General features: G+C 62.3%; 12 protein-coding genes and 1 riboswitch. Of the genes, 8 read left to right on the forward strand and 4 right to left on the reverse strand.

The features are described from left to right. From groL to EOB36_RS30410, 3 genes are all read right to left on the reverse strand, one after another. Window positions 1-1,138 (reverse strand): chaperonin GroEL (gene groL / locus EOB36_RS30400; protein WP_128286329.1); only part of this gene is annotated, 1,138 nt, incomplete at its 3' end. 62 nt (window positions 1,139-1,200) lie between these two features. Then, complete coding sequence (gene groES / locus EOB36_RS30405; RefSeq protein WP_006203049.1) at window positions 1,201-1,497, reverse strand: co-chaperone GroES; 297 nt, start codon at window positions 1,495-1,497, stop codon at window positions 1,201-1,203. Window positions 1,498-1,657: 160 nt separating this feature from the next. Then, window positions 1,658-2,455: a methyltransferase domain-containing protein gene (locus EOB36_RS30410; protein WP_095485603.1), complete on the reverse strand. Its 798-nt coding sequence runs from the start codon at window positions 2,453-2,455 to the stop codon at window positions 1,658-1,660. Window positions 2,456-2,540: 85 nt separating this feature from the next. Between EOB36_RS30410 and EOB36_RS30415 the strand changes: the two genes are divergently transcribed. After that, window positions 2,541-3,389 carry a hypothetical protein gene (locus EOB36_RS30415; RefSeq protein ID WP_128286330.1) on the forward strand — a complete coding sequence of 283 codons (849 nt, stop codon included), beginning with the start codon at window positions 2,541-2,543 and terminating at the stop codon, window positions 3,387-3,389. 59 nt (window positions 3,390-3,448) lie between these two features. Continuing rightward, window positions 3,449-4,384, forward strand: a complete 936-nt coding sequence (locus EOB36_RS30420; protein WP_095485604.1) for a helix-turn-helix domain-containing GNAT family N-acetyltransferase — start codon at window positions 3,449-3,451, stop codon at window positions 4,382-4,384. 243 nt (window positions 4,385-4,627) lie between these two features. Here EOB36_RS30420 and EOB36_RS30425 read toward each other — a convergent pair whose 3' ends face one another. Then, window positions 4,628-5,461, reverse strand: a complete 834-nt coding sequence (locus tag EOB36_RS30425; protein ID WP_095485605.1) for an AraC family transcriptional regulator — start codon at window positions 5,459-5,461, stop codon at window positions 4,628-4,630. Between the two features lie 294 nt (window positions 5,462-5,755). After that, window positions 5,756-5,960, forward strand: a riboswitch (cobalamin riboswitch). A gap of 91 nt (window positions 5,961-6,051) precedes the next feature. Here EOB36_RS30425 and EOB36_RS30430 point away from each other — a divergent pair. The 6 genes from EOB36_RS30430 to EOB36_RS30455 form a co-directional block, all read left to right on the forward strand. Beyond that, window positions 6,052-6,870, forward strand: a complete 819-nt coding sequence (locus EOB36_RS30430; protein ID WP_095485606.1) for an ABC transporter ATP-binding protein — start codon at window positions 6,052-6,054, stop codon at window positions 6,868-6,870. 29 nt (window positions 6,871-6,899) lie between these two features. Further along, a complete protein-coding gene (locus tag EOB36_RS30435; RefSeq protein ID WP_128286332.1) occupies window positions 6,900-7,835 on the forward strand; it encodes an ABC transporter substrate-binding protein in 936 nt (311 codons plus the stop codon). A gap of 29 nt (window positions 7,836-7,864) precedes the next feature. Beyond that, window positions 7,865-8,851 carry an iron ABC transporter permease gene (locus tag EOB36_RS30440; RefSeq protein WP_128286333.1) on the forward strand — a complete coding sequence of 329 codons (987 nt, stop codon included), beginning with the start codon at window positions 7,865-7,867 and terminating at the stop codon, window positions 8,849-8,851. A gap of 81 nt (window positions 8,852-8,932) precedes the next feature. Next, window positions 8,933-9,412, forward strand: coding sequence for a MarR family transcriptional regulator (locus tag EOB36_RS30445; RefSeq protein ID WP_095485822.1), 480 nt, complete (start codon window positions 8,933-8,935; stop codon window positions 9,410-9,412). Next, complete coding sequence (locus tag EOB36_RS30450; RefSeq protein ID WP_126107046.1) at window positions 9,409-10,587, forward strand: HlyD family secretion protein; 1,179 nt, start codon at window positions 9,409-9,411, stop codon at window positions 10,585-10,587. Before EOB36_RS30445 ends, EOB36_RS30450 begins: the two co-directional genes overlap by 4 nt. Window positions 10,588-11,036: 449 nt before the next feature. After that, window positions 11,037-12,506: DHA2 family efflux MFS transporter permease subunit (locus EOB36_RS30455; protein WP_128286331.1), on the forward strand; the 1,470-nt coding region annotated here is incomplete at its 3' end.

The raw sequence follows: 12,506 nt of genomic DNA on the forward strand, positions 1-12,506 counted from the left end.
GGATCACGGCAACGCCGCCCGCCAGCTTGGCGAGACGTTCCTGCAGCTTCTCCTTGTCGTAGTCCGAGGTGGTCTCCTCGATCTGCTGCTTGATCTGGGCGACGCGGCCCTGGATCTCGGCCTTCTTGCCGGCACCGTCGACGATGGTGGTGTTCTCCTTGGAGATCGACACCTTCTTGGCGCGGCCGAGCATGTTGAGGCCGACATTCTCAAGCTTGATGCCGAGGTCTTCGGAAATGACCTGGCCACCGGTGAGGATGGCGATGTCTTCCAGCATGGCCTTGCGGCGATCACCGAAGCCCGGCGCCTTGACGGCGGCGATCTTCAGGCCGCCACGCAGCTTGTTGACGACGAGCGTGGCCAGAGCCTCGCCTTCGACGTCTTCCGAGATGATGACCAGCGGCTTCGAGGTCTGCACGACAGCCTCGAGGATCGGCAGCATGGCCTGCAGGTTGGAGAGCTTCTTCTCGTGGAGAAGGATGTAAGCGTCTTCCAGGTCCGCGACCATCTTGTCGGCGTTGGTTACGAAGTAGGGCGAGAGATAGCCGCGGTCGAACTGCATGCCTTCGACGACTTCGAGTTCGGTCTCGGCGGTCTTGGCTTCCTCGACCGTGATGACGCCCTCATTGCCGACCTTCTGCATCGCTTCGGCGATCATCGAGCCAACCGAAGCATCGCCATTGCCGGCGATGGTGCCGACCTGAGCAACTTCTTCCGAGGTCTTGATCTTCTTGGCGTTCTTGATCAGCGTCGCGACGACGTCGGCAACGGCGAGGTCGATGCCGCGCTTCAGGTCCATCGGGTTCATGCCGGCGGCAACCGCCTTGTGGCCTTCCTGGACGATCGACTGCGCCAGAACGGTCGCGGTCGTGGTGCCGTCGCCGGCGATGTCGTTGGTCTTCGAAGCAACTTCGCGGACCATCTGCGCGCCCATGTTCTCGAACTTGTCTTCAAGCTCGATTTCCTTGGCGACGGTGACGCCGTCCTTGGTGATGCGCGGTGCGCCGAACGACTTGTCGATGACGACGTTGCGGCCCTTGGGGCCGAGCGTGACCTTCACTGCGTCGGCGAGGATGTTGACGCCGCGCAGCATGCGCTCACGGGCATCACGGGAAAATTTTACGTCTTTGGCAGCCATTTTTAGCTCCTGGCAGGGGCTTGAATTGAGCCCGAAGATTTAAGTGACGGTGAGGCCGATATTCAGCCGATGATGCCCATGATGTCGGATTCCTTCATGATCAGAAGGTCTTCGCCATTGAGCTTGACTTCGGTGCCCGACCACTTGCCGAACAGGATGCGGTCGCCGGCCTTGACGTCCAGCGGGACGAGCTTGCCGGCTTCGTCACGGGCGCCGGAACCAACGGCGATGATCTCGCCTTCCTGCGGCTTTTCCTTCGCCGTATCGGGGATGATGATCCCGCCGGCAGTCTTGGATTCGGATTCAACCCGGCGTACGACCACGCGGTCATGAAGCGGGCGGAACTTCGACTTTGCCATTTTTTATTCCTCGATGAGAATGGTGAGAACAGTTCCTCCGTCCGGCGGCGCCGGACCTGGTTAGCACTCACCAATGGCGAGTGCTAACGTGGCGGTGAGATAAGCCGGTGGCTTGCGAGAGTCAAGGCGCCGAGTGAGCCGATCGACGCCCGGCGACGAACTATTGGCGCCTCGGAGAACCAAGCACCAGAAGCGGGCATCGTTCCGCCAGCGGATAGGATCCGCTCGGCACGACGCGCACTTCGTCGAACCAGTCGTTCGCCTGGTCGACGAGCATGGCAAGCGTCGCGAAGCAATAAGTCGTTTGGGAACCCGCATAGACGTCGATGGTGCCGATGGAGGCCATGCTCCACCCCGTCCGCGCGGCAAGGGCGGCGCGGTCCGGGAATATCTCGTCAAAAGCGTCGCGGATCACCTGCACATTTATGGCGCGATCGGAATCGCTGGTCGTACTCGCCATAGCGATCCGCCATTTGAGCGCATGGAAATTCTCAATTCCGCCGGCCAAGGCTTGGGCCTTGATGTCCTGCAAATCCTCGAACGTCTCAGGGCCGGCGAAAACGCGGATCGCCGCGCGGCTGCCGGGCTTCAGCACTCTGGCAACCTCGCCCAGGAGGGCGCGGCGAGCGCGTGCGGAATCGACGACCGTCAGACAACCGTCGCCTATGACCGCGCCGACGCTGGCGCGGCCGAGCGGAAGGTCCAGCCAGTTCCCGGTCGTTGCCTTGCGGCAGGCGCTGTCGCCCGGCCATACGCCCGAAACCATGGCGGCGGATCCGTCGACGGCCAGCATCGTCTTGCCGAGGCCGGCCAGTTCCGGGGTAACGCCCAGCAGGAGAACATCGGCCTCGTCCAGATCAAGCTCGCGCTCGACAATGCCAACTGTCTCCGGAGTTGGCCGGAGCGGCGCCTCCAGGAGCATCCAGTGACGGTGATAACTGTCCCAATGATTGGTCATGTGTGCCCGTCGGACCTAAAAAGGCTGGCGTCAACTGCTCATAGCCGCTTAATGGAAGTGGGTATGGAAGCCAAGGGGGGTAGCCGTGGCGCGTATCGTCGTCATAACGCATGAGCACGATCAGTTCCTTGGCAAGCGCGATATCCTGCTGCGCAGGGGCAGTCCCTATTTGCTTTTCGACGTTCTGGGAGAATTGAAAAGGCGCGGCCATTCGGTCCGGATTCAGCAAGGTCTGTCGAAGACACACAGCGCCGACGTCGCGGTTCTGCATGTCGATGCGACGATAACGCCCGCAGACTATCTCGACTATGCACGGAGTTTCCCATTCTGCCTCAATGTCGGGACGGCCGACATATCCAAACGACGGATCAGCGGAGCGTTGGTGAACGAGGGAGACGCCTGGCCAGGCCCGGTCATCGTCAAAAGCAATCTCAACAATCAGGGCATTCCGGAGAGGTTCCTCAATCGGCGAGCGCGGCGCGCGAGGAAACCACCGCCTTTTCCGGACATGCCAGTCCTGCAGCCCTATGAGGTCTACGGATCTCTCGGCGATGTTCCGGATGGCGTCTTCGAACGCGACGATCTGGTCGTGGACAAGTTCATTCCGGAGAAAGAACCCGATGGTTTCGCGGCGCGGTTCTGGGTGTTTTGCGGAGAGAGCGAACGTTGCACCCGCTACGTCTCGCCAAACGCCCTGGTCAAGGCGTCCGAGACGATCCGTCGTGAGCCCGTGCCTGTTCCCCAGGAAATGCGCCAGCTGCGACGCGAACTCGGTTTTGACTACGGCAAGTTCGATTTCGTCATACATGAGGGCAGGGCGGTGCTGCTGGATGCCAACAAGACCCCCGGCCGCCCAAAAAACCTCGTGAAGATGTTCTCGGCCGGAGCCTCTCATCTCGCAAACGGCTTCGAGGATCTGATCCGGCGAGTCTGATGCCTGGATACTTGACTAAGTCAAATAAATGATTGATCGTGTGCGGGCAGGAGGATGCCATGACGATTCATCATCAACCCGGCAAGGAGCGGATCGATGCGGTGCGGGGCTTCAACCGCTTCTACACCCGCCAGATCGGCCTGCTCGACGAAGGCCTGCTGGAAAGCGCCTTCTCGCTGACCGAGGCTCGGGTGCTCTATGAGCTGGCGCATCGCGACGGGCTGACCGCCACCGATCTTGCGCGCGATCTCGGCCTCGACCCCGGCTATCTCAGCCGGTTGTTGAAAAAGTTCGAGGAGCGCGGCCTGGTGGAGCGCGCAGCGACTGAAGCCGATGCGCGGCGCTCGTCGATCGCGCTGACGCCGGCGGGAAGGACGGCCTTCGCGCCGCTGAACCAGGGTTCGCACGATCAGGTCGCGGCCTTGCTCGACCGGCTTTCCGCTCCGGAACAGGACAGGCTGGTCAAGGCGATGCAGACGGTGCAGCGGCTGCTGGGCGAATGTACGGAGCCCAAAATTCCCTACATGCTGCGGCCTTTGCAGGTCGGCGACATCGGCTGGATCATCCATCGCCAGGGCCTGCTCTACGCGCAGGAGTATGGCTGGGACGAAACCTATGAGGCGCTGGTCGCCGAAATCCTTGGCGCCTTCGTCAAATCCTTCGATCCGAAATGGGAGCGCAGCTGGATCGCCGAGCGGGACGGGGACGTCGTTGGCTCGGTCTTCGTCGTGCGCAATTCGGACGCGGTGGCGAAGCTGCGCCTGCTCTATGTCGAACCCTCGGCGCGCGGTCTCGGAATCGGCAAGCGACTGGTCGAGGAATGCATCGGCTTTGCCCGTGCGAAGGGATACAAGACGCTGACACTGTGGACCAACGACGTGCTCACCTCAGCGCGCCGCATCTACGAGGCATCAGGATTCAAGCTGGCCGACGAGGAGCGCCACCACGCCTTCGGCAAGGATCTGGTCGGCCAGAACTGGAACCTGGAGCTGTAACGTCTTTCCCTTCTCCCCTTGTGGGAGAAGGTGGATCGGCGCGCAGCGCCGAGGACGGTTGAGGGGTGCTGGACGGAACGCCATCGGCGCCAGGCTGGAGCACCCCTCATCCGTCGCCTTCGGCGACACCTTCTCCCACAAGGGGAGAAGGCAAAAACCGGGCGGAGCGCGCCTCGACAATGATCTCCAACACAAGCTGGAAGCATCATTTGTCTGAAGCAATTGCCCTTGGCTGGCCGCGCTTCACCCCTTCACCGGTATCCAGATTTCAAGCCCGCCATTGCCGCTGCGCGGATCGAATTCGGGGCCGTAGCGCTCGAATTCGGGCGCATCGGCGATCTCGTGCCCGGAGGCCGGCAGCCATTTGTTCCAGATCGTGTTGACCGTGCGGCGGATGGTCGAGATGTGGTCACGATGGGCGAACACGGCGTATTTCTGCGCCGGCACGCGCACGCGCGAAAACTCCCTCGGCAGGTCCGAAAAATCGGACACCTCGACGCCGGCGATGTAGTCGAAATTGCCGGCGTCGTCGCCGTTGACGCAGACGCCATAGGCGACGTCGCCGATCTCGCCTGGAATGTTGCCGATATAGGGGCCAAACCGCTGCCACAGCATCGGGATGCCGGCGCTGGTCTCGCAGCTGTAGCGTTCGCCGAGACCAGCGATGAGAAACGGCCGGCTGGTCTCAAAGCGCGGCGGCTCGAGATTGGTGAGGAAGGACTGGTCCATCAGGATCGGCTCCACGAGAGCGAGATTGTCGAGCGAGCCTTGCGCGCGCACCAGTTCCGGCGTGGTGCCGAATTGGTCGCGGAAGGCACGGGTGAAGGCCTCATGCGAAGCATAGCCGGTGTCGAGCGCGAGCGAGAGGATGTCGGGTGCGCCGGCGGCGAGCTTGCGCGCCGCTTCGGTCAGCCGGCGAGAACGCATGTAGCCCATCACCGAACGGCCGGTCGCCGCACCGAAAGCCCGCGTCACGTGAAAGCGCGACACCCCGCTGCTCTTGGCGACATCGTCGAGCGAGACGGATTCCGGCAGATGGCTTTCGACGAACCACAGCGCTTTCTCGGTCGGATTCATATGGCTCCTCGCAGTTGGCCCAGTCTTCGCATTTGGCCCAGTCTTCGCATTTGGCAAAGTCATGTTGCCGCTTCCTGGTGGAGGCAGTTTGATCGAAATTGCGCACTGCGCAAATCGACAGCGATGTGGTCGGCAACTCGAAGGCTACGGGCGAAAGAGCTTGACAGCAGCAAGCGGCGTCTTTTAAGAGTAACGTTATTACATAACTAGACTCATATGGCCCTCCTGATAAGACCTTTGCTCTCGCGGTTTTCCGTATCCCCGGAAATTTATTGCGCTGCGGTCGGCGGAAACCTAGGGTGGCTGACTGATGGTCCCCGAGTCGAAAGGCAAGGGGTGAAAAGGGAACACGGTGAGATCTTCGGATCGAGGCCGTGGCTGCCCCCGCAACTGTAAGCGGTTAGCAAAATCCGAAATGCCACTGGCCGGCAAGGCTGGGAAGGCAGGATGGCGCAAAGACCCGCGAGCCAGGAGACCTGCCATCAGCATGAGTTGACCGGACGGGGTGTGCCGGGAGGAGACGTGGGCATCGGTCTTGTCGGCCGGTCCGTCCAGCTTCCTTCCGTCGCCATTGAGAAAGTGACGGTAAGTTGGACGCCTCCCAGCCTCTTCTTGAAGCGCGTGAGCTGAGCGCGACGGCGAATGGCCAATGCCTGGTCAGCGCGGTCAGCCTTTCGGTGGCGGCGGGCGATCGCCTCGCAATCATCGGTCCCAACGGCGCCGGCAAGACGACGCTGTTGCGCATGCTATGTGGCACCCTGCGGCCAAGCGCGGGAGATGTGAGATTTTCCGGACGCCGGCTGGAGACGTTTTCGGCCGCCGAGCGGGCGCTGCACATGGCTGTCGTCGGCCAGACCGATCAGCCTGATCCGCGGCTTGCCGTGATCGACTACGTCGAGCTTGGCCGCGTCCCGCATGCCGGCTTGCGACGGAGGAGCGAGCAACGCGACATCGCCGTCGAAGCGCTTCGCAGAACCGGTCTGCTGCCGCTGCTCGGCCGCACGATCGGCTCGCTGTCCGGTGGTGAGCGGCAACGCGCCCAGCTGGCACGCGCCGTTGCCCAGGAGCCAAAAATCCTGTTCCTCGATGAACCGACCAATCATCTCGATCCGCGCGCCCGCAGCGAGCTTCTCGAACTCGTGTCGCAGTTTGGCATGACCGTCGTGGCGGTGCTTCATGATCTGTCGCTGGTCACGCCATTTGCCACCAGGGTCGCGGTGATGAACGAGGCCCGCCTGCAGGCGTTTGCCGGTCCGCGCGAGGCGCTGACCAAGCAGTTGATCCGCCAGATTTTCGGCGTCGACGTGCTTCGGCTGCGCCATCCCACCGAAGACCGCGAACTCACGGTATTCGACGTTCCGAACCGTGCCTCTTCACATTCCGATTTGACCAAGGAGCAATATTCGTGAAACGCCTCGCATTGTCTTTCGCCTCCCTCCTGTTTGCCCAGACCGCCTTCGCTTTCCCGGTGACCGCCTTTGCTTTCCCGGTAACAGTTGACAGCTGCGGCACGCCGCTGACGTTCGACACCGCGCCGAAGCGCGCCGTCATCCAGGATCTGAACATGGCCGAGATGGCCTTCGCGCTGGGGCTGCAACCGTCGATCGTCGGCCTGACCGGCATCACCGGATGGTACAAGGTCGGTCCGGAATTCAAGGCCGAGCAGGGCTCGATCCCGGAACTCGCGCCGAAATATCCGACACTTGAAAACCTCGTCGCGGTCGAGCCCGATTTCTTCTTCGCCGGCTGGTATTACGGCATGAAGCCGGGCGGCGAGGTGACGCCCGATACGCTGGCGCCGCACGGCATCAAGACGCTGGTGCTGACGGAAAGCTGCGTCCATCTCGACAACAACCGCCCCGCCGCCTCGATGGACCTGCTCTACGACGACATCGAAAAGCTGGGCAGGATTTTCGACAAGGAAGCCGAGGCGAAAAAACTTGTTTCGGACTGGAAAGCGCAACTCGCCGATATCACGGCGAAGGTTGGCGACCACAAGGGAACGCGCGTATTTCTTTACGACTCCGGCGAAGACAAACCCTTCACATCAGGCAAGTTCGCGATCCCCAGCGCCATGATCGCCGCTGCCGGCGGTGACAACATCATGGCCGACATGCAGACGAGCTGGGGCAATACGGATTGGGAAACGGTCGCCTCCCGCAATCCGCAGTTCCTGATCCTGCTCGATTACCAGGACGGTGGCGGCTACAGGAAACTGCTCGATTTCCTCAAAGTTCATCCGGCGATGAAGGAAACCGACGCGGTCAGGAATGAGCGCTTCGTCGCGCTGCGCTATGCCGAGCTGACGCCCGGGCCAGCCAACATCGAGGCGATCGGCAAGATCGCCAGGGCGATGCACCCGGAAGCTTTCTGAGCTTGCGCCGCAGGGCGTTCGAATTGGCAATGATAGCAGGAGCAGTGGCGATTGCCACTCTTGCACTGCTGTCGATCGCCTATGGATCGACGGTCATAGCGTTGAGCGACGTGGTTGCCGCGCTCGGACATGCGGCCGGACTGGACGGAGACATCGTGCCCGGTCCGGTCGGCAAAATCGTTGTCGATCTCAGGCTGCCGCGCACGATCATGGCCATCTGTGTCGGCGCCGGGCTGGGCGTCATCGGCGCGCTGCTGCAGACGGTAACGCGCAACGACCTCGCCGATCCGTTCCTGTTCGGCCTGTCGTCCGGTGCCGCGGCCGGCGCGGTTTCCGTTATCACCATTTTTGGCGACCATTTCGGCATCTGGACGTTGCCGGTCGCTGCCTTCACCGGCGGCATTTTGGCCGCCGGCATCGTGCTGTTGCTGGTTTCGCGGGTGAGGGGGCAAGGCCCCGAACGGCTGATATTGGCCGGGCTTGCCGTATCGTTCATGTTCACCGCCTTGACCAACTATCTCGTCTTTGCCGGTGACCAGCGCGCCGCCCACTCGGTGCTGTTCTGGACGATGGGCGGGCTCGGGCTGGCGCGGTGGGACAATGTCGGACTGTCTGCTCTGGGCGCAGGCACCATCCTTGTGTTCGGACTTTGGAACCACCGTCGGCTCGACGCTTTCCTGGCCGGCGAAAACGCCGCCGAAAGCCTCGGCGTGCCGGTTGCGCGGATGCGCAGGACGACATTTCTCGTCGCTGCTTTCTCGACGGCGATCCTCGTCTCGGTGGCAGGCGTCATAGGTTTCGTCGGTCTGATGATCCCGCATCTGTCCCGGCCCCTGGCCGGCCCGTTGCACCTGCGCCTGATTGCAAGCTGCGCCCTCTTTGGAGCGGTGCTGTTGCTGGCAAGCGACCTTCTCGCCCGCACGCTGCTGCCGCCGCAGGAACTGCCGATCGGCATCATCACCAGCTCGGTCGGCGCTTTTTTCGTGGTCACGATGCTCATTCGCAATCGTTCCTGATGTGACTGCCATCCACACTTGCCGGCTTCTGGCATAATGCCGCATCTTGAATAGTAAGCACGCTTATAATATATGCCGCTCATGGTTTCCGACGGCATCGATAGATTGGGCTTTTTGATCCACGACGTGCAGCGCCTGATGCGCAAGCGCTTCGAGGCGAAGGCCAGCGGGCTCGGCCTTTCCTCGGCGCAATGGCGGCTTATGGTCCGCGTCGCCAAGGAAGAAGGCATCACGCAAGCGCGGCTCGCCGAGCTTCTCGAGATCGAGCCGATCAGCGTGTCGCGCCTGGTCGACCGCATGGAGGAGAGCGGCTGGATCGAGCGCCGTTCCGACGCCACCGACCGCCGCGTCCGCATGATCTTCCCGACCGCCAAAGCGAGCGAGGCCTACGCAGAGATCAAGAGCCTTGCTGGCGAAGTCTATGAGGAATCGCTTACCGGCGTGTCGCTCGAAGATCGCCGCATCCTGATCAAGGGTCTGGAGGCAATGGCCAAGAACCTGGCGGACGGCGAGACGGCGTCCGGCGAAAAAGTCAAAGGTGCAGAAGGCGCAGCAGCATGAACGCGGTAGCCAAGGTAGATGAGAATGCAACCAAGCTGGAGGTGGAAGCTCCGGCGCAGCCGGCGGCAGCTCCGGTGGCGGTCGCTCCGCAGCTAGCACCGGCGCCGGTGGTGCCGAAGAAGAAGCGCCGTGTCGGCCGCTTCCTATTGATGTTTGCGCTCCCCGTGGCACTGATCGCCGGCGGCAGCTACGTCTGGGTGACCGGCGGCCGCTACCAGGAAACCGAAAACGCCAATCTGCAGCAGGCCAAGGTCTCGATAGCCGCCGATACGGCGGGTCGCATCGTTCAGGTCGATATTTTCGACAACCAGTCCGTCAAGCAGGGCGACGTGCTGTTCGCCATCGATCCCGAGCCCTACCGGATCGCATTGGCCCAGGCCGACGCGGCGGTGGCCGGCGCGCGCCTCAATGTCGAGCAGCTGCGTGCGGCCTACAGCCAGGCGCTGGCGCAGGAGAAGTCCGATGCCAGCCAGGTCGACTACGCGCAGTCGCAATACGACCGAGCCGCCGACCTTGCCCGCAAGGGCATCAATGCCAAGTCCTCGCTCGACGAGGCCAGGAACGATCTCGACAAAGCCAAGCAGCAACTGGCCGTGGCCGAGCAGGGCATCCTCAGCGCCAAGGCGGGCCTTGGCGGCAATCCCGATATCGAGACCGATAAGCATCCGACCGTGATGGCGGCGCTCGCCGCGCGCGACAAGGCTGCCTACGATTTGGCGCAGACCACTGTCAGGGCGCCGGCTGACGGCATCGTCAGCCAGGCTGCCTCGTTCAAGGTCGGCCAGTATGTCGGCTCTGGCACGCCGCTGTTTTCGCTGGTCGAGACCGGCGACACCTGGATCGATGCCAATTTCAAGGAAACGCAGCTCACCCACATGAAGCCGGGCCAGAAGGCCGAAATCGTGGTCGACACCTATCCGGGCAAGACGTTCGAGGCCACCGTCAAGGCGATCGGCGCCGGCACGGGAGCCGAGTTCTCGCTGTTGCCCGCCCAGAACGCCACCGGCAATTGGGTCAAAGTCACCCAGCGCATTCCGGTGCGCCTGGAACTGGCCGATGCCGACGCCAAGATGGCGCTGCGCACCGGCATGAGCGCGACCGTCACGGTGGACACCGGCGTTTCCCGCGGGCTTCCCAGCATCTTCGGCCACGCCACGGCGAGTGAGGCACAATAGACCGCCTCGTTCCATTGGACGATGAGGTCTGAGACGCAACAAGTAGAATGCAGGCCGCGCACGGAGAGGAACGCAGCTGACAGGATTGGTCCGACGGGAGATGCACCAGGGGTTAGGGTTTGGATCGGGCTGCGTTGCGGCCTGAGCGAAGCCTGAACAACGCGACGCAGACCCGTTTCGGTCCTCAGGTTTCCGGGCGGCAGGCGCCGTTTTATCGAGACGCTCGGTCGATGTAACCCCCACATCGATAGTCGCGTCCCACCGCGATGAGGGTCTCTCCATACGGAAGGCCGCGCCGCCCGGAAACCTCGCGCATCGGCCCGAAAATCGGAATCGATTTCGGAAGCACGATGCGCTGACTCAAAGTACTAGAGCGTACTTTGTGCGTCCAAATGGACGCACGTCGCTCTAGTGTACATTTTTTTGTTACCTGCCGGAAGTTCCACATCATGAGCACGCCAGAACCCTTTCGCGAAGTGCCGCACCGCGGCCTGATCACCGTTGCGCTCATGCTGGCGACGATCATGCAGGCGCTCGACACCACGATCGCCAACGTCGCGCTGCCGACCATGACCGGCGATCTTGGCGCGTCCCCCGACAACATCAACTGGGTGCTGACCTCCTACATCGTTGCCGCGGCAATCATGACGCCGGTGACCGGCTGGCTGGCCGACCGCTTTGGCCGCAAGGAGCTGTTCCTGACGTCGGTGGTCGGCTTCACCATATTCTCCATGCTGTGCGGCATCGCCTGGAGCCTGGAGACCATGGTGCTCTTCCGGTTGATGCAGGGCGTGTTCGGCGCGGCAATCGTGCCGCTGTCACAGACCTTCCTGCTCGACATCAACCCGAAGGAGCGCCACGGCCAGGCCATGGCCATCTGGGGCGCCGGCATCATGCTGGGGCCGATCCTGGGCCCGACGCTCGGTGGCTGGCTGACCGAGAATTTCAACTGGCGCTGGGTGTTCTTCATCAACCTGCCGGTCGGCATCATCGCCTTCCTCGGCATGGCCGCCTACTTGCCGGCCGTTGCAAGGCGGATACGCAGCTTCGATTTCTTCGGCTTCGCCATGCTCTCGCTCGGCGTCGGCGCGCTGCAGCTGATGCTGGATCGCGGCGGCGAGGTCGACTGGTTTTCCTCGGTCGAGATCTGGATCGAGCTCGGTCTTTCGCTGACCGGCTTCTGGGTGTTCATCATTCACACGGTGACGGCGGAGCACCCCTTCATCGACCCGAAGATATTCCTCGACCGCAATTTCGTGACCGGGCTGGCATTCATCTTCGTCATGGGCGTGCTCATCCTTGCGAGCATGTCGCTGCTGCCGCCAATGCTGGCGACCATCTTCGGCTATCCGACCATGACCATCGGTGTCGTCATAGGTCCCCGCGGCATCGGCACGATGGTTGCGATGCTCCTGGTCGGCCGCATCATGCACAGGATCGATGCCAGGATCCTGGTCGTCATCGGCTTCCTTTTGACCGCGCAGTCGCTCCACACCATGTCCAGCTTCTCGCCGCAGATGGACAACTGGCTGATCCTCAGTTCCGGCGTCATCCAGGGCTTGGGAATGGGCATGGTGTTCGTGCCGCTGTCGACCGTGGCTTTCGCCACGCTCGATGCGCGCTACCGCACCGATGCCACGGCGCTGTTCAGCCTGGTGCGCAATCTCGGCTCCTCGATCGGCGTCTCGGTGGTGACGGTTCTGCTGGTGCGCAACACGCAGATCAATCACGCCGAACTCTCGGCCTACATCAATCCGTTCAATCCCAACCTCTGGGCGGCGTCGCCGGCAGCAGCGAGCGGCGATCCGACGGCGCTTTCCCAGATGGATGGCATGGTCAATATCCAAGCGATGATGATCTCTTACGTCAATGACTTCAAGCTGCTGATGATGATGACGCTGCTTGCCATCCCGTTCGTT

Origin of the sequence: Mesorhizobium sp. M6A.T.Cr.TU.017.01.1.1 (genome assembly GCF_004023115.1) — a bacterium.
GTDB classification, from domain to species: domain Bacteria; phylum Pseudomonadota; class Alphaproteobacteria; order Rhizobiales; family Rhizobiaceae; genus Mesorhizobium; species Mesorhizobium mediterraneum.